The following is a 24,769-nucleotide window of genomic DNA, read 5'->3' as shown; positions in this document are numbered from 1 at the left end:
GTCTGCCGGCTGGAACCTGGCAACAGCCGACGGGTTCGAAGGTGAATCGATGACCGCGAGGGTGCGCATCATGACGCTCATGAATACAGAAGATGCCAGCTTGCAGGCCTTGTATTTCGAAGACGACGGCTCCACGCCGAACAGCTGTTTTCCCGTACACCAATGGACCACGCTGTGGCGCGACGGAATCTTCGATTATCACCACTTTCACCCTAACGCTCATACATCCTGCGTCCCGACAGGGCAGCGCACCAGCGTGCCGTTGCGCGCATCGCCAAAGTACCGCTACCTCAGCAAGACCCGGTCGGCGGCATGCGGGGTGCGTTGATGACGCATTGGCGATGAGTGCGCTGCAATCAGGCCGAGTGGTCCATTGCCATCGGCCATTTCACCTAACTGCCGGAACCTGCGCCGGATCCACTACCCGATGAGCCTCCGTTACCACTGCCCGAGCCTGTTCCGCTGCCACCAGAGCCATTACCCCCGGTGCCCGACCCACTGTTGGTACCGTCACCGCCGGTGTTGTCCGTCCCATTGTCATCAGTACCGCCATTACCCGTACCCATGCCATCGCCTGGTGTTCCTGAGCCCGTGGCACCGCCTTGGCCGTTCATTTGACCATTGTCGTGCGGTTGCACGCCCGGGGCGCGCTGATCGTTCAGGTCTGTGGCAGCCAGGGCAAGTGGCGCAGCGAAGCCCAGGCACAGGGTAAGCACAAACGCAGAGGGTTTTGTGGGTGTCATGGTGAAACTCCTTTCAGGGTTGTTCACCTATTGTTCGGCCTGCCGCTCGCGGGAGGGTGCCTGCTGAGCGACGGAAGGCGCATTGCTTGCAGCGTCTATGGCGTCTCATTGTGTAATTTTGGATACACAACCAGACAAGGAATAACCCTTTGACCAGAAGCGCTCGGGCATATCTCGCCAGGCTGCTCCTGAGCAGAGCCCCAAGAGCACACCATTGAGCATCAAGCGATCACTGGTGAAGGGAATAGCGGCGACGGGCGGGCAGTGTCGGGTTCATAGCGGCTCCTGCGGCTCGACGCCTGGTTCGGTCACCAGCTCGCCGTCAAGCCCTAGCTTGTCCAGCAGGCGGCGGGCATCGTAAGGGGCATGGACTTTCTGGTCGTTGTCGAAGTAGCAGTACACGTCGCGGGAGGTGAGTTTTGCCGGGGCGCGGCGCATCACACGCTGAGCATCCTCAGGCTGGCTGCCTGCAGCCCAGGCTTGTATGCGCAGGCGCCAGCGCCGCAATGCCTTGGCCGTGTAGCCGCTACTGTACAGCTCGACATCACCATGCAGGCGCAAGTACACGAAATCGGCCGTGACCTCTTCGACATAGGGCCATTTGCCGGCGCTGTCGGCGACCACCAGGGCAACCTTGTGCTTGCGTAGCAGGTTGATGAAGGTGTCACAGAGGAAGCTGGGGTGGCGGATTTCCACGGCGTGGCGCAGGCGCGCATTACCCGGCACGGCAGTGCCGCCATTGCCTTGCAGGCGTTCAGCGGCGTGGCGCGCAAGGCTGCGAGCGGCTTTGCGGTCGCGTGGCAGCTTGGCCAGAAAGTCGCTGAAGCGCTGCGCGTCGAATTTCAGGTTTGGGGGAAACTGCCACAAGAAGGGGCCGAGTTTGTCACCTAGCAGCAAGGGGCCCGATGCGAAGAAGTTGGCAAGCGCCTCGTCGATTTCGCGGAGCCTGCGTACGTGGGTGATGTAGCGCGGCGCCTTGACCGAGAACACGAACCCCTGCGGTGTCTCGTCACGCCACTTGCCATAGCGTTCGGGGGTTTGCAGTGCGTAGAACGAACCGTTGATTTCGATACTGTTGACTGCTCGCGATGCAAATGCCAGCTCGTCGTTCTGGCGCAGTCCCTCGGGGTAGAAGTCCTTGCGCCATGGGCCGTAGCGCCAACCGGAAATTCCAATGCGGATCTCGCTCACCATAGCCCCCTGCGGTCCTGTACTTAACAGTAGCGACAGGCAGCAGGACAAGAGGGTTCAGCAGGATTGACGAGTGGCTGACATGGAAAAAAGGAACGTTACCGTTGCTGCAATCGTCCACCGAAGGCCAGGGTTTCACTCAGGTATATCATGAACAGCCTGTTCATAAAGGGGCACAGAAGGGCCCCCATCCTTGCGATTATCAGAACATGAAGTTCGACCCGGACTCTCCAGACTTGGAAATGGGACGCCTCGGATGGGGTGAGAAGTTCCCATGCACTACTTCAGCGGTAGGGGGGGCTGACCGACTGACTGTTGCGGTTGAACGTTGCGCGGCTCTTGGGCTCTGACTAGCAGGGATAGAACGAGGCGGCCGTCATGATTATCGAACGCAGCATTCCTGAACTTGAAGCCTGGTACGCGCAGTACGACGACATCAGCTACCGGCGCGAATCGCCGGATGCCTACCACCATGAACTGGTACGCACCGCCGAGGCGCTGCGGGACGATGGTGCGATTGACTGGGATGACTGGTTGGCGCTGAAGGCACTGGCCGATGAGGCACATATCCGGGCACTGGAAGATGCCGTGCAGGCTCATGTGAGTGACCCCCACTCATGAAAGCGCTGAAGATCGCCACCTTCAATATCAATGGCATCCGCAGCCGCCTGCCCACGCTGTTGGCCTGGCTGGAACGGGAGCAGCCGGACATTGCCTGCTTGCAGGAACTAAAGGCGGCCGACCAGCAGTTTCCTCGCCAGGCCATCGAAGCGGCAGGTTATGGTTGCCTTTACCAAGGGCAACCCTCATGGAACGGCGTGGCTATCCTGGCGCGTGATAGCGAGCCGCTGGAGGTACGTCGCGGGCTGCCTGGCATGCAGGACGATCAGCAAAGCCGCTATCTGGAAGCTGCGGCGCACGGCGTGCTGGTGGGCTGTTTGTACTTGCCCAATGGCAACCCGCAACCCGGCCCGAAATTCGATTACAAACTCCGTTGGTTCGACTGCCTGATCAAGCATGCCCAAACACTGTATGGCAGCGGCCATCCTGCGGTGTTGGCCGGCGATTTCAATGTTGTGCCGACCGATCTGGACATCTACAACCCGCGCTCATGGCTCAAGGACGCGCTGCTGCAACCTGAATCGCGGGCGTATTTCCAACAGTTACTGGCGCAGGGCTGGGTCGATGCTGTTCGCCACCTGTATCCCGAGCAGCGCATCTACACGTTCTGGGATTATTTTCGCAATCATTGGGCGCGTAATGCCGGGCTCCGTATTGATCACCTGCTGCTCAACCTCAGTCTCAGCCCTTATCTGAAGCAGGCGGGCGTGGATGCCTGGGTGCGCAACGAAGCCAAGGCCAGCGATCATGCGCCGGTCTGGATCCAGTTGGGCTCGCGCCGCCAGCAACGTTAGCTGGCAGTGCGGCTGTTCCCTGGAGCGTGTGGGCAGGATAGGCGTCTGGGCACCCATCGGCAAAGTTACACTCATTTCCCCTCATCGCATTCATCTTCAGTGATCAGCCTCGGCTACGCTGATTATTCACCGTTGACGCCTACGTCGGTGACGGTGTACGGCAGCATGTACCTGTTGGATATCGAGTTGAACGTCGGTACCACACTGGTGACGTTCCTGGTGGTGGGCGTCGTGGATTACGCCGTTCACCTGCTGTCACGGATCAAGATGCTGGTGCAGAAGGGCATCGAGATCGACGAGGCCATCCTGGCGGCCATGCAGGGCGTCGGGCGCTCGATGGTGGTCAACGTCGTGATCTTCTCGATGGGCTTTGTCGCGCTGCTGTTCTCCGCCTACAAACCCGTCATTGACCTGGGTCTATTGGTGATACTCGCGCTGTCATCCAGCGGCTTCATGACCATTTTATTGGTCACGCTGATTTCGCCGTGGTTCTTTGCCTCGATTGTGCCGCAGCCAGCAGTGCAAGAGGGCGAGCAGCCGCGGGGTGGGGCTGTGCCAGGCTAAATCGCCGGGGCGCCTGCGTGCTGAAAACGGCACGGGGCGCCATGGCCGTTCAGGGGCGGAGGAGCGGATTCAGCGGGCTTTTTCCAGGTGTTCGAACTGGCATTGCATCTGAGCATCTTTGAGGCTCAGCTCACACTCAACCAAGCCGTCATGCACTTGCTGCAAAGCCTGGATTTGCCCCATCAATTCCTGCTTTTTGTTATCGATGGCCTGCATGGCCAGATCCCAGGGCAACTCCTGGCCGCGATGGTCCTGGAGAATGGCCTGCATTTCCTTGAGTTTGAAACCGAGTTGCTGAGCGCATTTGATGAGCGTCAGCAGCTCTACGCTTTGCTGGCTGTAGATGCGGTACTTGCCTTCGCGTTGCGGGGGGGGCAACAGGCCGATTTCTTCGTAATGTCGAATGCTTTTGACGGTGGTGCCCGACAGCTGGGCAGCTTTGCCGATGTACATGAAAATCCCTTTTTATGACGCATCAGAAGCGAAAAGATGTCGCGTGCTCGTACAGGCGCGCGACATCTTTGCACAAGCGTCAGGGTGTGGGAAGCCAAGTTGGACAAGGTGTCACAGCAGGGAGGCCCGGCTGGGCAGCGCAGGGGCACGGCCCGACCGGGGCCGATCAACATCTGGCGACTGCCTGGACTTGCTTGAGCCAGGCTTCACGCTGTTCCGGCTTGGAGCCCAGTACCGGACCGAAGGTCAGGGTTTTCAGGGGTTTTATGCCGCAGAACTCCAGGGTGGTCTTGCGCATTTGGTGCAGGCCCGGCATGCGATACACCCACCGGTAGTACCACGGCGGCGTGTCCATGGTCACCAAAAGGTGAGCCGTGCGGCCCTTGAGCAGCTTATCCGGGAAGGGCGAGCCCTTGCGGTACTTGAAGGCAAAGCCGGGCAGAAACACGCGGTCGAAGAACCCCTTGAGCAACGCCGGAATGCCGCCCCACCAGATCGGGTACACCAATGTCAGGTGTTCGGCCCAGGTAATGTCGTTCTGTGCGTTGATCAAATCGGGCTCAAGCAACTGGATCTGGTTATAGCCATCGTGCAAGACCGGATCGAAATCCAGGGTGTCCAGGCGTAGCAGGCGCACCTCATGGCCTGCTTGCGTGGCGGCCTCGACATAACGTTCGGACACAGCGCCGCAAAAGCTGTCGTTCGAAGGGTGGCCGAGGATTACGAGCATGCGTTTGCGCTTCATGACAAACTCCAGGTAATGAAGTGCCAAGGGTAAAGTCTGCCCCTTACGGTAGAGTCAAGCCTTGCCGGTTAGCGGTAGAGACAAACAGTCCAGCAGCGCTCGGCTGGCACGATCGCAGGCTGCGGTGTTGGCGGGCGCTTTTCTGGCGCACATGTTCCATCTGTGCCCTTTGAAAGGCCATCAAGGCACCACGTGTCGCCTTGCCCATCACTCCATCAATAGGGCCTTGTTAATAGTGGCGCACCATTAGCGCGGTTTGCACACAGGTGACCAGGTTGCTTTTCTGCTCATTGGCCGGTTATCAAGACCAGCGCCATGATGGCTCGGACAGCTGCTCGAAGAAGAAGTCTGAGAGTGCCTTGATCTTCACAGGGCGCGTGCGCGCCGAGGGCGTCACGAAATAGAGACCACCACGCATCATGCTCCACTCCGGCAACAATGCGATCAGTCGGCCGTCGGCCAGGTATTCGCTGGCGATAAACTCCGGAAGCTCGGCAATGGCCAGCCCCTCGAGCAAAGCTGGCAATAAGGCATCTGAGTTAGTGACACGAAGTTGGCCGGTAGGCACCACATCTTCTTCGGTACCGTCCACGTGGGTGAATCGCCACACTTGGCTGCGGGCGCGATAAGCATAGCTCAAGCAGGGCCGTGCGGTTAGTTCACGTGGATGGCTTGGGTATCCGTGCGCGCTGAGGTAGGCGGGTGAGGCTACAAGGTATTGGGTTACGGCGCAGAGCCGACGCGCGACTAGAGACGAGTCAGGCAGCACGGCAATGCGCAGGGCCGCATCAAAGCCCTCGGCGATCAGGTCTACGGACGCATCTGACAGGTGCAGGTCTATCGACAGTTCTGGGTACATGCGCATCAGCTGAGGAATCAGTGGTGATACCCAGCGCAAACCGAACGACATCGGTACCGCGAGTCTTACCTGGCCTCGAGGCTGCACCGACAGCTCCTGAGCCTCACTTTCAACCTCTTCTGCCTGCCGGTAAATGTCGCCGGCCCTGGCGGCCATGCTCGCGCCAAACTCTGTAAGTGCCAACTGGCGTGAGGTGCGGTTGAACAAGCGTCCACCCAGGCGCTCCTCAAGGCGCGCAACCGCTCGAGACACCGTGGGCACAGAAACCCCCATAACCCGAGATGCCGCAGCGAAGGACCCCTCTTCAGCCACCTTGGCAAACATGGCCAACCCTTCAAAATCCGGAAGTTTACTCATTTCATTTCTGCAACGATGGATTTCAGACAATTCTATTTTGAAAAACAGGTGCCGTCGATAAGCTCTCCCACACCGCAGCAACTTACTTAACGTAACGGGAGAAACACCATGACTGGCAAGCTCGAAGGCAAAATCGCATTGGTCACCGGCGGCACAACTGGCATCGGCCTCGCCACTGCCAAACGCTTCGCTGAAGAAGGCGCCCACGTCTACATCACCGGTCGCCGCCAGATCGAACTCGATGCGGCAGTGGCCGCTGTCGGGAACGCCACCGGCGTGCAAGTCGACTCCACCAAGCTCGACCAACTGGACGCGCTCTACAGTCAGATTGGCTCCGCGCATGGCCGCATTGATGTGCTCTTCGCTAACGCCGGCGGTGGTTCGATGCTGCCCCTGGGCGAAATCACTGAGCAGCACTTCGATGACACCTTCGACCGCAACGTCAAAGGCGTGCTGTTCACCGTACAAAAAGCCCTGCCCTTGCTGGCCCCCAAAGCCTCGGTGATCCTCACCGGCTCTACTGCGGGCAGCTCCGGCACTGCCGCGTTCAGTGTTTACGCCGCTTCCAAAGCAGCCGTACGTGCTTTCGCTCGCAACTGGATTCTGGATTTGAAAGACCGTCAGGTACGGGTCAACACCATCAGCCCAGGTGCAACACGTACCCCAGGCCTGGTCGACCTCGCGGGGCCAGATGCTTCACAGCAACAAGGTTTGCTCGACTACCTGGCTTCGCTGATTCCAATGGGTCGTGTCGGTGAGGCGGATGAAATCGCCAGTGCCGCGCTGTTCCTGGCATCGGATGACGCGAGCTTCGTCAATGGTATCGAATTGTTCGTTGACGGCGGCCAAGCTCAGGTTTGATGGCCAAAAGCGGGCGGCTCCATTGGTCGTCCGCATCCCCACTTAGAAGTACATCCAAGCCTAATCAAAACCAACGGTCTTGGCCCTGTAGATATCTGATCTTGGGCAAAGGCCATGGTTATGGATCTTAGGTTAGGGCTGATGCCCATCGTGCATGGGCTTTCACGGTGAGTGCAGAGATGCGGTCACATGCTATCCGGATCCCGAAAGCGCTGAGCATCTTCGTTTGGGGGCATCCTTTCCAAGCCATCCAAAGCACACCCTAAAATATGCCAAAATTTAGCAATTAGCTGGAAGTAAATGCTCTTCGAGGCTATTAAAAGGCAGAAATGATCAGCTAACAAGCATGCGCGAAGCGCCTAAAGACTGTCAGGGTCGCCGAAGAACATTTGGAAAGGCCTCTGGAACGGCGTTTCTGGCTTCAAAAAGCAGAAATGTACCCCCAAAAATACCCGCGATACCCCCAGCAGGATGCGCGATCGAGAATGGCGATTTCTGACAGCTGTCAAAGTCAGCCAGACGGCTTGCACTCGACCTGCCAGGCAGTCCGATGCAGCAACCTTGAAGTGCTCGCAGTCATACGCTTTAACCGTCCTCGGAAGCCGCTGCCATGCCGATCAAGATCGAACCAACGAGCGCCTGTGAAGAGCGCCGCACCAGCAGAAAGCCTCATCAGGCCGGTACCTGTCAATGGACCTGATCTGGCAAACAATCCAGGCCGAATTCGCCGACATTGGCGATGAGCGCGAGATCGTACGAATCCTCGTACGCCTGGTAATGGCTGCCGTACTCGGCGCAGTGCTGGGCTTCGAGCGCGAGCACAAGGGCAAGTCCGCCGGGGTGCGCACGCACATGCTGGTGTCGCTGGGGGCGGCGCTGTTCGTGCTGGCACCGAGCATGGCAGGTGCCGATGCGCAGGCGCTCAGCCGGGTGATTCAGGGCATCGTTGCCGGTATCGGCTTTCTGGGCGCGGGCACCATTCTCAAAGGCAATGGCCAGGACACCAGTCATGTGAAAGGCCTGACCACAGCCGCGGGGCTATGGATGACGGCGGCCATCGGTACGGCAGCCGGGATGGGACGCGAAGCCACGGCGCTGGTCAGCACGGTGCTGGCGCTGTTGGTGCTGGGCACGATGCCCTTGCTGGTGGAAAAGGTCGAAAGGCAAGACGAAGAAAAACAGAAGGAGGAGGGCAGGAAGCACTGAGGGGCGTGGGTCGCCCCCGCAAAGCCTGCCTTCCCTTATTCAGACCGACGCTGATCCATTCAGGCGCTCGATCGCTTCGATCAGGTCGTCATAGCCCACAGGCTTGTTCAGGTGACGGTCGAACCCGGACTGGCGAGACTTGTATTGGTCGGCGCTGGCCCCATAGCCTGTCAACGCGATGGCCGGGATGTAGCGCAGATGCTCCAGGCCGCGCAGCGCCCGGATCAGAGCATGGCCGTCCATGCCAGGCATGCCGATGTCGGAAATGATCACGTCGTAACGCGCATCTGCCGCCGACTGCAGCGCCAGTTTCGGGTCGCTGTAGGCATCGACGTCGGCATCTTCCATCAACAGCAATTGTTCCATCACTTCCAGCACATCGACCGAGTCATCCACCAGCAGGATACGAACCCCTTTCAGCCGACCTTCTGATGGCAGCACTTCGCCTTGCACCTGGGGTTGCTGGGCGTACGCGCACAAGGGCAGGGTGATGATGAACGTACAACCCTGGCCTATTCCGGGAGACTCTACGCTGACCGCTCCGCCATGGGCTTCTACCAATTGACGAACCAGGGAAAGGCCAATACCTAGCCCCTCTCGCCCATGGCCGGTGGGTGCAGCCTGGTTGAACAGCTCAAAAATATCTTCCAGGGAGTTTTTGGCGAGGCCTATGCCCTGATCGATGACTTCAAGTCGCGCCTGCTCATCCTGCCGAGCAAGTCTCAACAGAATTTCGCCATCGGCAGGGCTGAACTTCAGTGCGTTGTTCAGCAGGTTCCAGATGATCTGCTCGACACGGGTGCTGTCGGCCTCCACATAGACCGGTTCCCCATCGGCCGGCAGCGTCAGCCGAACACTTCGGCCGCGCTGCTCATTGCAAGCTACGGAGCAGATACCCTGCAGCACGGCGCACAAATCGACCGGCTGGGTCTTCAGTTTGAGTTTGCCCGTGCGGATGCGCGCTACATCGAGCAAGTCATCGATGATCCGCGCCTGGCTGGTGACCGCTTCGCGAATGACGTTGACCGCTTTGCTCGCCATGCCGGTACTTGTGACCGATGGTATACGTCGCAAGATATCGGCATTGAGCTGAATCAGGTTCAACGGGTGCTTGAGCTCGTGGGACATCACTGCGAAGAACTCGTCCTTCATGTGGCTGGAGCTTTGTGACTCGGCCAGGCGCTTGCTTTGTTCGTCCTGCAGGCGCTTGTGGCCGGTCAGGTCACGGGCGATCTTCACGTAACCGCGCAGGCTGCTGCCCTTGAGGCGTGACACTTCGCCACTGCAATAGAAGCGGCTGCCGTCCTTGCGCACATGCCAGCGTTCGTCCTGGCCGCGGCCATGCAGGCGCGCGGCACGCAGTTCACGTTCTGGTTCGCCATCTTCGCGGTCCTGATCGGTGAAGATCAGCGCATAGTGCTGGCCAATCACTTCATCCTTGGCGTAGCCGAAGATCAACGCAGCGCCCGTGTTCCAATCGATTATCAGGCCCTGTTCATCAAGCAGGATGATGGCGAAGTCATGGGTGCTCTCCGCGACCAGGCGCATGCGCTCCTCACCTTGGCGCAAGCGTTCTTCGGCTGCGCGGCTTTTGGTGATATCAATGAACGTCAGCACGGTGCCATCGACATTCTGCTCGCTGGCCCGGTACGGTAGCAGGCGCGCCAGGTACCAATGCTGGTCCTGGCCGATCACTTCACGCTCGATCGTGGTTTCGCGCTCGATCACCGCACGCGCATCGTCCGCCAGGCCTGGATATTCCAGGCGATGGGTGATGTCGAGCAGCGAGCGGCCGGTGTCGACCGGCAGTATGCTGAAAATGGCGGTGGCCCCAGGGGTGAACCAGCGAATGTGCAGGTTGCGGTCGACAAACACGGTGGCGATCTGGGTGGAGGCGATCAGGTTGCTCAGGTAGTCGTTGATCTTGTCGGTTTCATCGACCTTGGTCTTGAGCTCGTAGTTGACCGTCAGCAATTCCTCGTTGATGGATTGCAGCTCTTCCTTGCTGGTTTCCAGCTCTTCGCTGGCCAGGCGCAACTCTTCGTTGACCGCCTGCATTTCTTCGTTCGAGGCCATCAGCTCCTGGCTGGAGATGTCGGACTGCTCGATGGTTTCCTGCAACTGCTGACGGGTACGCTGCAGTTCGCGCTCCAGGGTGCTCAACACCATGCCTTCGGTTTGCTGAATGGCAGGCGGGTTGTGGGGATCAGCTTCGCGAACCTGGAAAATCACCAGCAGGCATTCGCTGCCACTGGGTTCGTCCTGGTGGGGCTGTACCTGTACCTGGACTTCGACGCGCTGATCGTCGACGGTGATGATCACTGCGCCCGAGCTGACCGGCTGGCCGGTGTTTTGAGCCTGCAACAGGGTACTGCGCAGGGCAGGGCGCAGCGGCGTGAGTACCAGGTTGAGCAGGCTGGGGCTGACTTCGCCACCGGCGTGGCGCAGGAAGCGGCCGACACCATCGCTCATGTGCAAGATGTTGCCGTCAGCATCGACGATCAGGCTGGGCGGTGTGCGCCTGGACAACGCCCGGTGATGGATTTCAGCATAGGACAGCTTGCGCAGGGGCTTGGGTTTGGCGCGTACTGCTGGCGTGTCGGGCGTCTGAAGCCGCCCCGGGCGGCGCGCCGGTTCCACTTCCCTGGCGCGGAAGATGCGATGGCGCTTGTCCACGGCAATAAACAGGTCGGCCGCCACGTCCGCTGATTCCGAACTGCCCAGGAACAGGTAACCTCCTTTACGCAGGGCGAAGTGGAACAGCCGCAGGATTTCCCGTTGCACTTCCCGGTCCAGGTAGATGAGCAAGTTACGGCATACCACCAGGTCCAACTGAGAGAACGGTGGATCGGACAACAGGTTGTGCCGGGCGAACAGCACTTTTTCGCGAATGTCCTTGCGTACGCGGTAATTCTGATTTTCCTTGATGAAGAACTGGCGCAGCCTGGCCGTGGGAACATCGGTGGCGATGGCATCGGGGTAAACGCCCAGCCGGCCGACATTGATCGCGCGCTCGTCGAGGTCGGTGGCGAACACCTGCACCTTGGCACTGCGCTGCTCCATCGCCAATTGCTCGGTTGCCATCATCGCCAGGCTATAGGCTTCCTCGCCGGATGAACACCCCGCCGACCAGATGCGTATTTCGCGCTGCGGATCCTCGCTGTCATCGTTGGCCAGCCCCGGCATCGCCTGTTGTTGCAACGCTTCGAAGGCGTCCCGGTCGCGAAAGAAGTTGGTGACCCCGATCAGCATGTCCGCCAACAGGGCGCGAGACTCCTCAGGATGCCGCTCGAGGTAGTCGCGGTAACCGGCAAGGTCGGTCTGCGCGGTGACGTGCAGGCGACGTTCAAGCCGGCGCAGCACCGTCGCGCGCTTGTAGTGCTGGAAGTCGTGGCCGGTGCTGGCATGCAGCCGGGCGAGGATGTCGTCGAGGAGCGGGTCGCATTGGGCTGGGTCGCCTGAGCGTTCGCCTAGCGGCGGCGGGAGGCTGTCATCCTCGATTTCCGGCAGTTTGACCTTCTGAGCCGAGCGACACAGTTCTACCAGCTTGCCCGGAATCTCGGTCACCGGAAGGATCAGGTCGACCATGCCGGTGGCGATGGCGGCCTTGGGCATGTCAGAGTACTGGGCGTCATCGGGCGACTGCACAAGCGTCACGCCACCTTGTTCCTTGATCCGCGATAGGCCCACTGCGCCATCGCTGCCGCTGCCCGAAAGGATTACGCAGAACGCATGGTCCTTGTGCACATCAGCAAGGTCGCGAAAGAACAGGTCGATGGCGACGTGGTCGCCGCGGCTGCGCCTGGCCGGGCTGACCCGCAGGTAGCCGTCATTGGTGGACAGGCGGTTGGCTGGCGAAATGACATAGACGTGATCACGCTCGATCGGTACCGGCTCGCTTACCTGGCACACCGGCATTCGCGTGACGCGCTGGATCAAGCGGTCTGCCTGGCTCTGGTGGTCCGGCGACAAGTGCAACACTACAACGAACGCCATGCCGCAGTTTTCGGGGACGCGCTGAAAAAACGCCTGGACCGCCTCCAGGCCGCCGGCCGATGCACCGATACCCACCACTGGGAAGTCCAGATGGCTGGGGCTTAGGGCAGGGTTTTGCGGCGAGGCGGGCGTGGGTTTGCTGGACGATTTCATGGGCACGAGCCTTGTGCGAACCGGGAGTGAGCAGTGGCAGCGATTATAGGCCTGGCACCGATCAATCTACGAGCGGGGTTCAAGTAGGACTGCCCATGCTGGCCAAAGTGCCGCTGTCGGTCAAAGGGCCTGGGGCTGCTCGAGGGATTGTGGCAGTGCGGTCACCTTGATGGCACGTACCGGTACGGCAAACTTGGCTCCGATCCTGTTGAAGCGCTCGAGCAGGTGGAAATTGATCGCCTGCTGAATATCCATGTAGAGGTTGTAGCCAGGGTCTCTCACGATATAGACGCATTCGAACTCCAGTGCCTCTTTGCCAAAGCCGCGCAAATGAGCGCGATCAAAACGCACCTGCTGTTGGGCTGTGATCGCCTCTTCGACGATGGCGGGCGCCTGTTTTACCGCATCAGTGGGCGTGTCGTACGACAAGCCGAACTCGAACACGATGCGTCGCTCCTGCAAGCGTTTGTAGTTCTGGATCGTGCTGCTGATCATGCTGGCATTGGCCATGACGATCTGCTCGCCACCCAGGCTGCGGATGCGTGTGGTCTTAAGCCCCACGTGCTCCACCGTGCCCGCCAGCGGACCGATGACGATGAAATCACCGACTTCGAACGGTTTGTCGACGGCGATCGACAATGAGGCGAACAGGTCACCCAGGATGTTCTGCACGGCCAGGGCGACGGCAATGCCGCCCACACCCAGGCTGGCCACGAAGGCGGTGACATTGACGCCCAGATTGGACAGCATGGCCAGCAACACCACCGACCACAACAGCACGCGCGCGCCCCAGGCCGAAAGCGTGGCCAGCGCACTGCCTTGGTATAGGCCGTCGGCGCTGTGCCGGCTGAAGTAGCGGGTGAGGCCCAGCGCGATGGCGCGATTGACCCAGAGGCCGATCTGCAGGGCAGCGACCACGAACCACAAGCTACTGACCCGGCCCAGCCAGCGCTCGGGCAGGTCCAGCATGCTCAAGCCGACCAGCAGCGAAGCGAGCAGCAGCAGGCTGTTGCTGGTGCCGGCCAGTACCTTGGCCAGCACCTGACTCATTGCCCCGTCATGTTCGGACCAGCGCTGCACCCGGCGCATCAACAGGCCGATGACAGCTCTGGCAATCACGAACGTCAGCACAGCAACGCACAGCGCTACCAGCAGGTTGAGGATGGAAATGCCGAAGAATGTGGTGTCGGTGAACAGTTCGATGATTCGATCATTCATGGGGAGCCCACCTCCAGATGGCTCAAGGCAGGGCCGCAGGGCGGCCCCTGGGATTACGTGGTGACGTGTGGGTTACTTGCCGTGAGTGGCTTGCAGCGCCTTGGCCTGTTCCAGATGGTGTTGCAGCGTTGGCAGCTTGTCGCTGGCGAAGGCCTTCAGCTCCGGCTTGTCGGAGGAGGCGGCCTCTTTCTTGAACAGTTCCACGGCCTTTTCGTGCGCGTCGACCTGGTTATTGACGTATGACCGGTCGAACGACTCGTCGCGCCATTCGAGGATCATCTTCTCCACCTTGTCGGTCAGCGCCGCTTCGTCGGGCACGCTGATGTCCAGCTTGCGGGCGATGTCACCGAGTTCCTGGTTGGCTTTGGTATGGTCTGTGACCATTTGCTGGGCGAATTGCTTGATGTCTGCGCTCTGGCTCTTTTCCTGCGCCAGGTTGCCGGTGACCACTTCGGCGATACCGGCTTCAGTGGCCGCATCGACGAAATCGTCCGAAGACGTTGCCTGTACCTGCAGCGAAGCCAGGCCCATCAACAGGGTAACGCCAGCGATTTTCAACAATGGTGTGTTCATGTCTCACTCCTTCGTTCTGTTGGCGCGACCTCAATGTCGCACTCGGTTGAACCGCAGGTGTGGGTGAAGGTTTAGTTTTTCTTGAAAACAGGGCCGCCGTGGCAGCGCAATCTGCGTGTCCGGGCACCGCTCATCCGCTATGTCGTAATCAGAACGAATTCAGGGGGACGGTGAGACTCGTTGGTTTAGGTCTTCACAAAAACGAGTAACCATCATGAAAAACAACCTGTTCGCCATGTTGCTGTTGACTGCCAGTTTCTCGCTGCTCGGAGGTTGCTTCGACCGCGACAGTGATCATCCAGCGAAGGATGCCGACCCAAGCAAACCGTCACTGCAGATGCAGCAACCCAGTGACCCTGTAATTAACCCTCCAGCTGAGACCAAACCGCAGAATCAATGAGTGAGGTACAGGGCATGGTGGCAACCACAAAGGCAGGTATAAGACCTCAAAATGCCGACTTAGGGCTGGAGCATCGCTATCGAGCGCTACTTGAGGGCCCGGAGCCCACCACCGAGGCCTGGCTGGAAGAGCAACTGCATCTGGCCCGTGCGCTTTGCGACGACCTGCCAGATGATCCTGGGCTACTCCCGCAATGGGCCGATAACCATGCGGGACGTGTCGCCAGCGAGCATGCGGCCTACCTGGAACAACGGCGTCAGGGCGGCCCCCGTCGTTTTTTTGCCAATCGGGCCCATGCCTTGTGGTTTCTGCAGCAAGTCGCGCCGACCAAAGCGGTCGACGGCGCCTGGCTACACGGAGCCCTATGGCATTGGCAGGACCCGCGCTTCCATGGGCTGATCCGCACCTTCCTCGAAGAACTCGGAGACGGTGACCCACGCTGCAATCACGTGTTGATCTACCAGCGCTTGCTCAGTCGCCTGGGTTGCCTGCAGGAGCCATCGCTTGACCCCGCTCGCTACCTGCAGGGCGCGTTGCAACTGGCGCTCGGCCAGCACTGCGAGCGTTTTCTTCCAGAAGTGATCGGTTACAACCTGGGTTACGAACAGCCCCCTTTGCATCTGCTGATCACCACCCACGAGCTGGCCGAGCTGGGTATCGACGCCCATTACTTCCAGTTGCATGTGACCATCGATAATGCCGCCAGCGGCCATGCGCGCCGCGCCGTAGAGAGCTTCACCGAGCTGGTGCGGGACGAGAAACCCGCGTTCTACGAGCGTGTCAGGCATGGCTACCGTCTTAATGACCTGGGGATCGACACGCCGTCGTTGATCGCCTCGTTCGACCTGCAGGCCGAATTGCTCGGCGCGCTGGAGCGCAAGCGCATCTATGGCCAGTGCATGCATTCGGACCGTTGTCGCCTGCAAGGACGCACCATCAACCAGTGGCTTGCCGAACCCGGCGCGATGCCTGATTTTCTGGAGGCGCTACAGGTTCAGGGTTGGATCAAGCGCGACAACGATCCCCGACAAAGCCGCTTCTGGTCGCTGATAGAAGGCCCTGTAGCGGCCATGTTCGGTGTGTTCGATGCTTATGAAAAGCAGCTTTGGCATGACTGGATCGCCGGAGACTGGCAAGGCGCAGAAATCCGTCGGGTGCTGCCAGGGCAGTGGGAGCACGCCTTGCAGTTGGCAGATGAAACACCCCTTGCGCCACCGGCTGCAGACATGGCTGCGCTGATCGAAGCGATGGCTGGCAATCGGCATGCTACCCCCCAGGGCCTGCAGGCCACCCGCGCGTTCATTCAGGCCACCGGCTTGATGCAAGGAGGGCTCTACTGATGCTGCTCGACCAAGACCAGAACCGTGCCGATGAGGCCTTGTTGCAGTTGGGGCGTCGCCTGCGTGCCGACGGCTATCGTTTCACTTGCGTGACGCCGGCGACCCAGGCCAGGGTCAATGCCCGGGCCGATGCGCAGCAGGCGCGTACCCTGCGTGATGTGTTCGGCTGGAGTAGGCCGTTCGCCGCGTCACTGCTCAGCCCCGATGAACTGGCGCAGCTGCGCCTCGCTGGCGTGCTGGAGGCCCAAGGTGCGCTGTGGCGCAGCACTGTGCGTTGGTCCAGCCTGGACGATCTGTTGCTGGTACATGCTGCCTGGCCAACGGACAGCCGCGACGCGGTGTTCTTTGGCCCCGACAGCTACCGTTTCGCCCAGCTGATACACGATCATTTGAGCAGCACGCCCGAGCGCGTGCAGCATGCCGTAGACATCGGCTGTGGCAGCGGTGTAGGGGCGTTGGTGATCGCTCGCGCCGCCCAACACGCTCAGGTTTGCGCAGTGGACATCAACCCTATGGCATTGCGCTACACCGCCATCAATGCCGCCTTGGCCGGTGTGGCCAATGTCTCGGTCGAGCACAGTGACCTGCTCAATGACATCGCAGGTACGTTCGACCTGATCGTCGCCAACCCGCCGTACATGCTTGACGCCGGACAGCGCGCCTACCGCCACGGCGGCGGCGCACTGGGTGCCGAGCTGTCGCTGCGCATCGTCGACCAAGCCCGGGAGCGCCTGTCGCCCGGGGGCACGTTGCTGCTGTACACCGGTGTCGCCATCGTCGAGGGGCGCGACGCGCTGCTCGAAGCCGTGCGGTTACGCCTGGCAGGGCCTGCGTTCAGTTGGTTCTATCGTGAGCTGGACCCAGACGTATTCGGTGAGCAATTGCTTGAACCCGGTTACGAGCGGGTCGAGCGCATTGCCGCCGTGGCCCTGACCGTCACCCGTCGCGGCTGATAGCGTCGTGGCGCGGCAGTGCACGTTTGGCATCGAGGAAGAATACCTGCTGGTGAAGCTGGCCACCGGGCAGGTCATGGCGGCTCCGTCAGCAGCCGTGGCCCGCTGTTGTCGGGACGCGTTGGGCCCGTGGTTCGCCGAAGAAATGTTCCATAGCCAGATAGAGATCGCTTCGCCGGTTTTCGACACGTTGCACCAGGCGCGTGAGTTCTTTGGCGAGCGGCGACAGTGCCTGGCCCAGGCGCTGGCCAACGAGGGAGCGGGGCTGTACGGCGCGGCGAGCCACCCCAGCGCCCAGTGGCTGCGTCAGCGCCCACGTGGCTCCCCGCACTATCGCCAGTTGTTCGACGATTACCAGCTGGTGGCCCGGCGCAGCCTGTTGAATGGCCTGCACGTGCACGTCGGCGTACCGGTGGGCATTGATCGGATGCGGGTGATCAATCGGGTGCTGTACTGGCTGCCCTTGTTGTTGGCGCTCAGTACTTCGTCTGCGTATTGGGGCGGTGAGGATACCGGCTACATGAGCTATCGCCGCGCAGTGTGCGGGGAATGGCCGCACATGGGGCTGCCAGAGCCGTTGCCGGACTGGAGTGCCTACCAGCGCTACCGGGCATTGCTGCAACGTACCGGTAGCCTGGCCGAGGACGGTGACTTCTGGTGGGCGATCAGGCCCTCGCGGCGGTTTCCGACGGTCGAGCTGCGTATCTGCGATGGCTGCCCGCGGCTGGAGGATGCCCTGGCCGTTGCCGGCCTGTTTCGCCACCTGGTCGAGCAGGCGCTGGCCCGCCACGATGACCCCGCCAGCCGCGAGATGCGCTGGGTCACCCAGGAAAACTACTGGCGCGCCCTGCGTCAGGGCCGCCTGGCCACCTTCATCGGTGTCCACGCGCAACAGCCGGTCAGCGCCGAGGGCTGGCTGATGCAGTTGCAGCAGCAGTGCCCGGCTGACACCGCCGATGCCGAGCGTTCATTCATCCAAGCGCGGCACATCCTGCGCGAGGGCAGCAGCGCCGATCGCCAGCGCCAAGCCTTCGTACTGGCCCGTGAACAGGGCCTGGATAACCGTCAGGCGATGCGCGCAGTGTACGGGCAAGTGATGAGTGACTTCCGGTAGGTGGCCTGATGGCTGCCCGGCAAATCCGGATAAACCTTCTCGGCGCCGCGCAGTCAGTCACAGTAAGGGCCTGTATTTCTCGGGCCAGGGAGGTGGCTGATGAAATTCGTCTGCCTGCTGCGAGGCTGCCAATGGCGCAGCCTGTTGGTGAGTGAAGTCGCCGGCCTTCACTGCCAGTGTTGCGAACGCTGTGGCGCGTTGCGCTACAGCCATCCCGGCCAATCTTTCGATGCATAGGAACCGACCATGGCGAGGGCAATCTGGAAAGGCGCGATCAGCTTTGGCTTGGTGCACATCCCCGTCTCGCTGAATACCGCCGTGCGCAGTGAGCGAGTGGACTTCGACTGGCTGGACAAGCGCAGTATGGAGCCGGTTGGCTACAAGCGGGTGAACAAGGTGACCGGCAAGGACATCGACAAGGAGCACATCGTCAAAGGGGTGGAGTACGAAAAGGGCCGCTACGTGGTGATCAGCGAGGAAGAAATCCGCAAGGCCAGGCCCGAGGCGACCCAGACCATCGACATCTTCTCGTTCGTCGACGCCGGCGACATTCCGCTGCAACAGTTTGACACCCCCTACTACCTGAGCCCCGATCGTCGTGGTGGCAAGGTCTATGCCTTGCTGCGCGAGACCCTGCACAGCACCGGCAAGGTGGCTTTGGCCACCGTGGTGCTGCACACCCGCCAGCACCTGGCCCTGCTGCGCCCGCTGGAAGATGCACTGGTCTTGATCACCCTGCGCTGGCCGGAGGAGGTGCGCGGGCTGGATACGCTGGAACTGGACAAGAGCGTGACCGAGACTAAGGTCGACAAGCGTGAGCTGGACATGGCCAGGCGCCTGGTGGAGGACATGAGCGGGCAATGGACGCCCGATGAGTACCATGATGCGTTTCGCCAGACCATCCTCGACCTGGTGGAGGAGAAAGCCAGCAAAGGCAAGATCGAAACCGTGGACAAAGGCGAGGGCGCGACGGCTGAGAAGGGCGCCGGCATCATCGACCTCACCGAGCTGCTTAAACGCAGCCTCGGCGGCAAGACCAAAGCGAAGAAGCCGGCGGCCAAGCGACCGCGCAAGGCTTCATGAGTTACGCAAGCGGTCCCCCCAGCCCCTTGAGATAGTCCCCAAAGCCCTCGCGCGCACGGCTGTCCACCCGGCTGCTGGTGGCCACGCTGTGCGCTGCGGTCCAGACGATCTGTGCGCCGCTGGCTTCCAGGGCCAGCACCAGTTGCACATCTTCATGCGCCGGCAATGGCTGGAAGCCGCCCACGCGCTCGTAGGCCTTGGCGCATACGCCGAGGTTGGCGCCATGGATATGCCGATGCCCTTCACGGGCCTGATAACGGCTGCGGTACAACTGGCGTAACGCTGCGTTCTGCCAAGGCTGCCAGCGTTCGATGTGCACCGTGCCGCAAACCGCGTCCGCGTGCCATTGCAGCTGTGACACCAGCCAATGCCTGGGCACGCGACTGTCGGCGTCGGTGAAGGCCAGCCACTGGGCACCGCGCTCGATCATCCACGCCGCCCCCAGGCGCCGGGCGATGCCGACGTTGCCGGCCTCCAGTTCCAGGGTATGCACGCCGTGGCGGCGGGCGATGCGCGCGCTGGCGTCGACACAGCGATCGAGCACCACCAGCACCTCCACCGCCAGCCCAGCCCCCTCGGCGTGTGCCACGGCCTGTTTGACCGCAGTCAGGCAGCGCCCCAACCGGCGCGCTTCGTTGTGCGCGGGGATGATGACGGCGATCATGGGCAGATCTCGTCAAGGTCCACGACGCTGGGCTGACACGACCAGTATTCGAGCAGGAAATCCGCCTCTTCGTGGCGCAGCACTGGGTAAAGTGGCAGATGCCGGGCCAGCAGGGCATGCACCTCGCGGCCATCCTGCGGGCAGCCGGCGATGGGATGGCGCCAGTGGCAGGCCAGCAAACCACCGTCATACGCCAGGCTGGCCACCGACTGCTCGATCACCTGCAACCAGTCGGTGGGGTCCAGGTAGTAGCCGATCTCACTGAACACGATCAGGTCAAACTGACCGCCCGGCCAGTCGCCCGGCAGGTGGCCCTGTTCGACATGGGCGTGGCTCACGCCTGCAAGCCGTTGACGGGCCAAGGCCACAGCGGTCGCGTCGATGTCCTGGCACGACAGGCTGGCGCAGCGCTCGGCCAGCAGAACGCTCAGCTCGCCGTTGGCGCAGGCCGGCTCGAATACGCGCTCGTAGCATTGGCGCGGCAGGCTGGCCAGGGTCAGCTCGCGCTTGCGCCGTTCGTACCAGCGGGTACGAAAGGCCCAGGGGTCATCGTTGCCGGCGTACAAGTCGGCGAAGTACTGTGCGTCCAGGCTCATGTTGCCTCCGTTGACAGAAAGAGCAGCTCGAATGGTTGCAACAGGCAAGCCTGCAGCTGTTCCGGCACAACCGGTGGGCGATCACCATCAGGCTGCAACTGGCTGGCATGTGCAGCGAGGGCTTGGCGCTTGAGCGCCAGGCGCTCATCGCACAGTTGCACGCGGTGTGCGCGGGGCCAGGGCAGGCGCGGGTCGTCGGGGCTTGCCCAGTGCCAGGCCCAGACTGGGGCCTCAGCGAGTTGTACACGCCTGGTCTGGGCCGCCTGGGCACAGGCGCGACCTGCTGCTTCGTGGTCGCAATGGCCGTCGCCGCGCCACGTGGTCAGCAGCAGGTCGCCAGGTTTGAGCAACTGGTTCAGGTGGTTGACCAAAAAGGCTTCATCGTGGGGCAGCGCGCCATCCTTGAGGTTGAGTCGTCGCCAGTCGAGGCGGTTGAGGTCCAGCCCAAGCAGTTGCAGGGCATGGCGGCTTTCCAGTGGGCGCTGATGGCGCAGGCGGCGCTCTGGCCATTGTGAGGAATGCGGGTGGCTGCCCTCGCCATTGGTGGCAGAAAGAAGCAGCACGTCCTGTTCTCGTCCCTGGAAGCTGGCCAGCAGCCCGCCGGCCATGAGGATTTCGTCGTCCGGGTGCGGAGCCAGCAGCACCAGGCGCCTCCCGGGTGGGCACAACTGCTCGGGCAGCGTCCAGCTGGCGCGGGCCAACTGAGCAGAATGCTGCCAGGCGCTCCACGGTGTGCCTTGCGCGGCCTGTATCAAGTTCTGGCTCATAGTTGCCATGCTCCCGCCGGCAGGCCGGTCAGTTGCCGGCCCAACTCGGCCAGGTCGCGTTCGGCGTGGCTCTGGCGTATGTATACCGGCAGGTCGGCACTGAGCCGGGCGAAATGGCTGCTGCAACAGAACGGCGTGGCACCGAGCGCCCGGCCGGCATGCTGAATGACCTGCTCGACCGCCTGCTCGACCTGGGCGCGGGTGCGCCGCACCTCGAAGCTGGCGTCATCCTGAGGGTGAAGGTCGATCCAGGTGGCGCATTCGCGAAGGGCGGCACGGGCACCGTACAAGGCTGCATCGACTGCGCCCAGATGCGCATCGGCATGCGGGTCGCGCCGGGGTTTGCGGCACTGTTCGTGAAGGTACCCGGCCAGTGCCTCGGCGGCGCCATACCAGCAAGCGGCGTTACCCGCGCCGCCTTGCCAGAAGCCAGGACGGGACAGGTACTGGCCGGGCGAACCGATGGCCAGCCCTGGCGAGTCGTCGAATTCGATCACAACGCTGCGGGTGGCGGCCATGCCTACGGCCTGCCAATGTTCGGCCAAGATGCGCTGGCTGGGATGAGGCAATTCGATGGCCACCAACTGAGGCTGGTCGTCTTCCCAGGCCGTCAGCAGGGCACGGTCGACCTGCAACGCGCCCGAACACCAAGCCTTGCGGCCTTGCAGGCGCACGCGTTCACCGTCCCGCTCGACAATGTATGCCCGGGCATCTGGCGGCTCGGCGGCCCACACGCCCCAAATGCCGTTGAAGGCATGCTGGGCGGCGCCGCATTCGGCGAGGATTGCCAAGGCGTCGGTATGGCCTTCATAGAGTTTGGCCAGGCTTAGATCGTAACCGGCGACCCGCGCCAGGACGCGCCAGCGTTCGAGCGTGCAGCCCTGGCCGGGCAACGGGAGTACGTCGAGCCGGTCGCCCTGCAAGGCCTGCATCAGTTCTATTAGCGAAGCGTCGCGTTCGATGGCCTGCGAACGGTGAGCAAAACGGTGTAACAACGAATCGAAGTGGGTCAGTTCCATCATGCAATTCCCAACTGCTTGCGCATACGCAACGTGATCGACTGGCGTGTCTTGCCCATTTCGGCCCACGGGTCTTCGACCTGTGCAAGCCGCGTGTGAAGGTTGCCGATGTTCCACTGGTTGGCACCCTTGAGCTGGCTCAGTTCCTCACGCCAGATCGGCACCGACACCGGCAGGCCCTCGCGGGCCCGCAGCGAGTAGGCGGCGACGGTGGTGGCACCCTTGCCGTTACGCAGGTAGTCGATAAAGATCCGCCCGACCCGGTTCTTCGGCCCGGACACGGCGCTGAGACGATCAGGGAACAGCCCGGCCATGTGATTGACCAGGGCATGGCTGAAGTCCTTCACCTCGTCCCAGCCAGCGCGTCGGGTCAAGGGTACGACGAGGTGCATGCCCTTGCCGCCGCTGGTCTTGAGAAACACCTTCAGGCCCAGTTCGTCGAGCAGGGTAAGGGTCAGCTGGGTGGCCTCGAGCATGGCTTTCCACGGCAGCGCCGGGTCAGGGTCCAGGTCGAGGACAAAGCGGTCGGGTTTATCGAAATCCTTGGTGGTGGCATTCCAGGTGTGCAGTTCAAGCGTGTTCATCTGCACCGCGCCCAGCAGGCTTTCGGCGCCGTTGAGCACCATGGCCGCCTGGCCGGCCTGGGCCTTGTTGTAGCTGAGCACCTTGGGAATATGCAGCTGGCCGGCGTTTTTCTGAAAGAACAGTTCGCCGCTCAGACCATCCGGGGCGCGGACGAGGGCTACAGGTCGGTCCTTGAGCTGGGGCAGCAGCCAGTCGGCGACCTGAGCGTAGTACTGGGCGACCTCGCGCTTGGTGGTGCCCGTGGTTGCGTCGACCACGCGGTCGGGGTGGGTCAGGCGCAGGGTGCCCAGGTTCTCGGGTTCTGTCTGTGCTGCGCGCTTGGTGGGCATTGCTCGCTCCAGGTCGATGGCGGTGGCAGGTTTATCGTCACGCAGGCCGTGGAACACCGAGTGACGCACGATGCCTTCGCGGGTCATCTGGGCATAGGCGACCTCTGCCAGCAGCTGTGGCCTGAGCCAATGCACGCCGCGGGCTTCGGCACCGGTAGGTGGTTTCGGCAAGGGGGATCTGTCGGTTTGCAACGGCTTGAGGCGGGCGTGAATGCTGTCCAGGGTGGCCGCGCTGAAGCCCGTGCCGACCTTGCCGGCGTAACGCAGCTGGCCGCTGTCGTGGTCGTGCAAGGCCAGCAGCAGGGCGCCGAAGCCGTTGCGGCTGCCCTTGGGGTCGGTGTAGCCGACGATCACGAATTCCTGGCGCTGCTTGCACTTGAGCTTGACCCAGTCGCTACTGCGCCGGCCAACGTAAGGGCTGTCGGCACGTTTACCGATCAAGCCTTCGAGTTCCAGTCGGCAGGCGCTGTCGAGCAGTGACTCGACGGGCTCCTCAAAATCGGCGGAATACCTGAGTACCTGCGATGCATGGCCTTCCAGCAACCGGGCGAGGGTTGCACGGCGCTGTTGCAGCGTCAGTGCTCGCAGGTCCTCACCGCCCAGCCAGGGCAGGTCGAACAGGTAGTAGGTGATGCGCTCGTCATGCTCGGTGTCGAAGGCGTTCTGCAAAGCCTGGAAGTCGGCCACGCCGTTGTCGTCGACCACTACCATCTCGCCGTCCAGCCATGCCGAGTCGAGGCCCAGGGCCTTGAGCGCCTCGACCTGCCGGGGCATCTTCGCACTCCAGTCGTGGCCATTACGGGTAAACAGGCGTATGTCGTCACCGTCGATACGCGCCAGGATGCGGTAGCCGTCGAACTTGACTTCGTAGCGCCAATCGCCGCTTGGCGGGGAATCGACCAACGTGGCCAGTTGCGGCTGGAGTATATCCGGCAGGGCTTTGCGGCCGGCTCGCTTGTGCCTGGTGGTGGTCGCCTTGGCCGGGCTGCGCGGGGGCAGGGTGCGCTCGCTCAGCACGCTGTCCGGCAGGGCCTCGACAATGCTGTAGTCCGTTTCACTGCGTGCCTGCCCATCATGGGACTTGACCAGCATCCACTGCTCTTTCTTGCCGGCCAGGTGAGTGCGGAACAGGTTCCAGACCCCTGACAGTTTCTCGCCCTGCAGGCGAAAGCGCAGCTTGCCCTTTGCATAGGCTTCGCGCGGGTCGCCCTCGGGCTCCCACACACCCCGGTCCCAGACAATGACATCGCCGGCGCCGTAGTGGCCTTCAGGGATGCTTCCTTCGAAGTTGGCGTAATCCAGCGGATGATCCTCTACATGCACTGCCAGGCGCCGGACCTTGGGATCCAGTGAGGGGCCCTTGGGGATGGCCCAGCTCTTGAGGGTGCCGTCGAGCTCCAGGCGAAAATCGTAATGCAGGTGGCTGGCATCGTGCTTCTGGATGCAGTACTGCAGCGCATGGGCCGAGCGGGGGCGGGCGCGTTTACCAGCCGGCTCGGGCGTGGCATTGAAGTCGCGCTTGCGCTGGTACTCCTGTAGGGGTTTGGCCATGACGGGCTCCGGAAGGGTTCGCGGGTCTCAGGAT

At 61.8% G+C, this 24,769-nt stretch carries 22 protein-coding genes and 4 pseudogenes; 12 read left to right on the top strand and 14 right to left on the bottom strand.

Annotated elements, in window-relative coordinates:
- Nucleotides 1-70 precede the first annotated feature (70 nt).
- Nucleotides 71-345, top strand: a pseudogene (locus tag ACN6NG_RS17115) (hypothetical protein).
- A 539-nt stretch (nt 346-884) separates the two neighbouring features.
- Here ACN6NG_RS17115 and ACN6NG_RS17110 read toward each other — a convergent pair.
- A pseudogene (locus ACN6NG_RS17110) lies at nt 885-986 on the bottom strand (IS5/IS1182 family transposase); the annotation flags it as partial.
- A 30-nt stretch (nt 987-1,016) separates the two neighbouring features.
- Nucleotides 1,017-1,937 (bottom strand): DUF72 domain-containing protein, encoded by a 921-nt coding sequence (locus ACN6NG_RS17105; RefSeq protein WP_353456380.1) that lies wholly within the window; start codon nt 1,935-1,937, stop codon nt 1,017-1,019.
- Between the two features lie 375 nt (nt 1,938-2,312).
- On the opposite strand from ACN6NG_RS17105, the gene ACN6NG_RS17100 reads away from it, so the two are divergent.
- The 3 genes and pseudogenes from ACN6NG_RS17100 to ACN6NG_RS17090 all read left to right on the top strand — a co-directional run.
- Nucleotides 2,313-2,555: a hypothetical protein gene (locus tag ACN6NG_RS17100; RefSeq protein ID WP_474315080.1), complete on the top strand. Its 243-nt coding sequence runs from the start codon at nt 2,313-2,315 to the stop codon at nt 2,553-2,555.
- Nucleotides 2,552-3,349, top strand: coding sequence for an exodeoxyribonuclease III (gene xth, locus ACN6NG_RS17095; RefSeq protein WP_353456381.1), 798 nt, complete (start codon nt 2,552-2,554; stop codon nt 3,347-3,349). The genes ACN6NG_RS17100 and xth overlap by 4 nt, the downstream gene beginning before the upstream one ends.
- A 132-nt stretch (nt 3,350-3,481) precedes the next feature.
- A pseudogene (locus ACN6NG_RS17090) lies at nt 3,482-3,913 on the top strand (MMPL family transporter); the annotation flags it as partial.
- A 69-nt stretch (nt 3,914-3,982) separates the two neighbouring features.
- Here the strand turns inward: ACN6NG_RS17090 and ACN6NG_RS17085 are convergent.
- The 4 genes and pseudogenes from ACN6NG_RS17085 to ACN6NG_RS17070 all read right to left on the bottom strand — a co-directional run bounded on the left by ACN6NG_RS17085 (nt 3,983) and on the right by ACN6NG_RS17070 (nt 6,327).
- Entirely contained in the window at nt 3,983-4,366 is a 384-nt protein-coding gene (locus tag ACN6NG_RS17085; RefSeq protein ID WP_353456382.1) for a MerR family transcriptional regulator, read from the bottom strand.
- A gap of 166 nt (nt 4,367-4,532) precedes the next feature.
- Nucleotides 4,533-5,111 carry an NAD(P)H-dependent oxidoreductase gene (locus ACN6NG_RS17080; protein WP_474315077.1) on the bottom strand — a complete coding sequence of 193 codons (579 nt, stop codon included), beginning with the start codon at nt 5,109-5,111 and terminating at the stop codon, nt 4,533-4,535.
- Between the two features lie 169 nt (nt 5,112-5,280).
- Nucleotides 5,281-5,403 (bottom strand): annotated as a pseudogene (locus ACN6NG_RS17075) (peptidoglycan-binding domain-containing protein); the annotation flags it as partial.
- Between the two features lie 9 nt (nt 5,404-5,412).
- The gene (locus ACN6NG_RS17070; protein WP_353456384.1) at nt 5,413-6,327 is read right to left on the bottom strand and encodes a LysR family transcriptional regulator; all 915 of its coding nucleotides are present in this window, start codon (nt 6,325-6,327) and stop codon (nt 5,413-5,415) included.
- Nucleotides 6,328-6,435: 108 nt separating this feature from the next.
- On the opposite strand from ACN6NG_RS17070, the gene ACN6NG_RS17065 reads away from it, so the two are divergent.
- The gene (locus tag ACN6NG_RS17065; RefSeq protein WP_353456385.1) at nt 6,436-7,188 is read left to right on the top strand and encodes an SDR family NAD(P)-dependent oxidoreductase; all 753 of its coding nucleotides are present in this window, start codon (nt 6,436-6,438) and stop codon (nt 7,186-7,188) included.
- A gap of 690 nt (nt 7,189-7,878) precedes the next feature.
- The gene (locus tag ACN6NG_RS17060; RefSeq protein WP_016486311.1) at nt 7,879-8,394 is read left to right on the top strand and encodes an MgtC/SapB family protein; all 516 of its coding nucleotides are present in this window, start codon (nt 7,879-7,881) and stop codon (nt 8,392-8,394) included.
- A 39-nt stretch (nt 8,395-8,433) separates the two neighbouring features.
- Here the strand turns inward: ACN6NG_RS17060 and ACN6NG_RS17055 are convergent, their stop codons facing one another.
- From ACN6NG_RS17055 to ACN6NG_RS17045, 3 genes are all read right to left on the bottom strand, one after another.
- Nucleotides 8,434-12,543 (bottom strand): CheR family methyltransferase, encoded by a 4,110-nt coding sequence (locus ACN6NG_RS17055; RefSeq protein ID WP_210014139.1) that lies wholly within the window; start codon nt 12,541-12,543, stop codon nt 8,434-8,436.
- A 120-nt stretch (nt 12,544-12,663) separates the two neighbouring features.
- Nucleotides 12,664-13,761 carry a mechanosensitive ion channel family protein gene (locus ACN6NG_RS17050; protein ID WP_016486313.1) on the bottom strand — a complete coding sequence of 366 codons (1,098 nt, stop codon included), beginning with the start codon at nt 13,759-13,761 and terminating at the stop codon, nt 12,664-12,666.
- A 72-nt stretch (nt 13,762-13,833) separates the two neighbouring features.
- Complete coding sequence (locus ACN6NG_RS17045; RefSeq protein WP_210014140.1) at nt 13,834-14,334, bottom strand: DUF4142 domain-containing protein; 501 nt, start codon at nt 14,332-14,334, stop codon at nt 13,834-13,836.
- A 214-nt stretch (nt 14,335-14,548) separates the two neighbouring features.
- Between ACN6NG_RS17045 and ACN6NG_RS17040 the strand changes: the two genes are divergently transcribed.
- From ACN6NG_RS17040 to ku, 6 genes are all read left to right on the top strand, one after another.
- Nucleotides 14,549-14,734 carry a hypothetical protein gene (locus tag ACN6NG_RS17040; protein WP_016486315.1) on the top strand — a complete coding sequence of 62 codons (186 nt, stop codon included), beginning with the start codon at nt 14,549-14,551 and terminating at the stop codon, nt 14,732-14,734.
- Nucleotides 14,735-14,748: 14 nt separating this feature from the next.
- Nucleotides 14,749-16,074 (top strand): iron-containing redox enzyme family protein, encoded by a 1,326-nt coding sequence (locus tag ACN6NG_RS17035; RefSeq protein WP_016486316.1) that lies wholly within the window; start codon nt 14,749-14,751, stop codon nt 16,072-16,074.
- Nucleotides 16,074-17,027 carry a methyltransferase gene (locus ACN6NG_RS17030; RefSeq protein ID WP_210014141.1) on the top strand — a complete coding sequence of 318 codons (954 nt, stop codon included), beginning with the start codon at nt 16,074-16,076 and terminating at the stop codon, nt 17,025-17,027. Before ACN6NG_RS17035 ends, ACN6NG_RS17030 begins: the two co-directional genes overlap by 1 nt.
- 7 nt (nt 17,028-17,034) lie before the next feature.
- A complete protein-coding gene (locus ACN6NG_RS17025) occupies nt 17,035-18,141 on the top strand; it encodes a carboxylate-amine ligase (protein ID WP_016486318.1) in 1,107 nt (368 codons plus the stop codon).
- A gap of 99 nt (nt 18,142-18,240) precedes the next feature.
- A complete protein-coding gene (locus ACN6NG_RS17020) occupies nt 18,241-18,378 on the top strand; it encodes a PSPA7_2676 family Cys-rich small protein (protein ID WP_016486319.1) in 138 nt (45 codons plus the stop codon).
- A 9-nt stretch (nt 18,379-18,387) separates the two neighbouring features.
- Nucleotides 18,388-19,224: a non-homologous end joining protein Ku gene (ku, locus tag ACN6NG_RS17015; RefSeq protein WP_210014142.1), complete on the top strand. Its 837-nt coding sequence runs from the start codon at nt 18,388-18,390 to the stop codon at nt 19,222-19,224.
- A gap of 1 nt (nt 19,225) precedes the next feature.
- Here the strand turns inward: ku and ACN6NG_RS17010 are convergent, their stop codons facing one another.
- Genes ACN6NG_RS17010 through ligD form a run of 5 tightly spaced genes read right to left on the bottom strand, consistent with a single transcriptional unit; the run spans nt 19,226 to nt 24,735 of the window.
- Nucleotides 19,226-19,888, bottom strand: coding sequence for a glycosyltransferase family 2 protein (locus ACN6NG_RS17010; protein ID WP_016486321.1), 663 nt, complete (start codon nt 19,886-19,888; stop codon nt 19,226-19,228).
- Entirely contained in the window at nt 19,885-20,484 is a 600-nt protein-coding gene (locus ACN6NG_RS17005; protein ID WP_054888249.1) for a class I SAM-dependent methyltransferase, read from the bottom strand. Before ACN6NG_RS17005 ends, ACN6NG_RS17010 begins: the two co-directional genes overlap by 4 nt.
- Complete coding sequence (locus tag ACN6NG_RS17000) at nt 20,481-21,251, bottom strand: PIG-L deacetylase family protein (protein ID WP_210014143.1); 771 nt, start codon at nt 21,249-21,251, stop codon at nt 20,481-20,483. The genes ACN6NG_RS17005 and ACN6NG_RS17000 overlap by 4 nt, the downstream gene beginning before the upstream one ends.
- A complete protein-coding gene (locus ACN6NG_RS16995) occupies nt 21,248-22,273 on the bottom strand; it encodes an acyl-CoA dehydrogenase family protein (protein ID WP_210014144.1) in 1,026 nt (341 codons plus the stop codon). The genes ACN6NG_RS17000 and ACN6NG_RS16995 overlap by 4 nt, the downstream gene beginning before the upstream one ends.
- Nucleotides 22,270-24,735 (bottom strand): DNA ligase D, encoded by a 2,466-nt coding sequence (gene ligD, locus ACN6NG_RS16990; RefSeq protein ID WP_054888250.1) that lies wholly within the window; start codon nt 24,733-24,735, stop codon nt 22,270-22,272. Before ligD ends, ACN6NG_RS16995 begins: the two co-directional genes overlap by 4 nt.
- Between the last annotated feature and the right edge of the window lie 34 nt (nt 24,736-24,769).

It is taken from the genome of Pseudomonas sp. TSO6 (genome assembly GCF_056098905.1).
Note: the sequence above shows the minus strand (reverse complement) of the source record. Positions and strands in the feature narration are given on the sequence as shown.

Coding starts and splice junctions, on each gene's coding strand:
- ACN6NG_RS17045 (WP_210014140.1), bottom strand. CDS start 14,334: ATGAACACACCATTGTTGAAAATCGCTGGCGTTACCCTGTTGATGGGC.
- ACN6NG_RS17105 (WP_353456380.1), bottom strand. CDS start 1,937: ATGGTGAGCGAGATCCGCATTGGAATTTCCGGTTGGCGCTACGGCCCA.
- ACN6NG_RS17050 (WP_016486313.1), bottom strand. CDS start 13,761: ATGAATGATCGAATCATCGAACTGTTCACCGACACCACATTCTTCGGC.
- ligD (WP_054888250.1), bottom strand. CDS start 24,735: ATGGCCAAACCCCTACAGGAGTACCAGCGCAAGCGCGACTTCAATGCC.
- ACN6NG_RS17000 (WP_210014143.1), bottom strand. CDS start 21,251: ATGAGCCAGAACTTGATACAGGCCGCGCAAGGCACACCGTGGAGCGCC.
- ACN6NG_RS17070 (WP_353456384.1), bottom strand. CDS start 6,327: ATGAGTAAACTTCCGGATTTTGAAGGGTTGGCCATGTTTGCCAAGGTG.
- ACN6NG_RS17080 (WP_474315077.1), bottom strand. CDS start 5,111: ATGAAGCGCAAACGCATGCTCGTAATCCTCGGCCACCCTTCGAACGAC.
- ACN6NG_RS17085 (WP_353456382.1), bottom strand. CDS start 4,366: ATGTACATCGGCAAAGCTGCCCAGCTGTCGGGCACCACCGTCAAAAGC.
- ACN6NG_RS17100 (WP_474315080.1), top strand. CDS start 2,313: ATGATTATCGAACGCAGCATTCCTGAACTTGAAGCCTGGTACGCGCAG.
- ACN6NG_RS17005 (WP_054888249.1), bottom strand. CDS start 20,484: ATGAGCCTGGACGCACAGTACTTCGCCGACTTGTACGCCGGCAACGAT.
- ACN6NG_RS17030 (WP_210014141.1), top strand. CDS start 16,074: ATGCTGCTCGACCAAGACCAGAACCGTGCCGATGAGGCCTTGTTGCAG.
- ACN6NG_RS17040 (WP_016486315.1), top strand. CDS start 14,549: ATGAAAAACAACCTGTTCGCCATGTTGCTGTTGACTGCCAGTTTCTCG.
- ACN6NG_RS16995 (WP_210014144.1), bottom strand. CDS start 22,273: ATGATGGAACTGACCCACTTCGATTCGTTGTTACACCGTTTTGCTCAC.
- ACN6NG_RS17055 (WP_210014139.1), bottom strand. CDS start 12,543: ATGAAATCGTCCAGCAAACCCACGCCCGCCTCGCCGCAAAACCCTGCC.
- ACN6NG_RS17035 (WP_016486316.1), top strand. CDS start 14,749: ATGGTGGCAACCACAAAGGCAGGTATAAGACCTCAAAATGCCGACTTA.
- ku (WP_210014142.1), top strand. CDS start 18,388: ATGGCGAGGGCAATCTGGAAAGGCGCGATCAGCTTTGGCTTGGTGCAC.
- ACN6NG_RS17065 (WP_353456385.1), top strand. CDS start 6,436: ATGACTGGCAAGCTCGAAGGCAAAATCGCATTGGTCACCGGCGGCACA.
- ACN6NG_RS17060 (WP_016486311.1), top strand. CDS start 7,879: ATGGACCTGATCTGGCAAACAATCCAGGCCGAATTCGCCGACATTGGC.
- xth (WP_353456381.1), top strand. CDS start 2,552: ATGAAAGCGCTGAAGATCGCCACCTTCAATATCAATGGCATCCGCAGC.
- ACN6NG_RS17010 (WP_016486321.1), bottom strand. CDS start 19,888: ATGATCGCCGTCATCATCCCCGCGCACAACGAAGCGCGCCGGTTGGGG.
- ACN6NG_RS17020 (WP_016486319.1), top strand. CDS start 18,241: ATGAAATTCGTCTGCCTGCTGCGAGGCTGCCAATGGCGCAGCCTGTTG.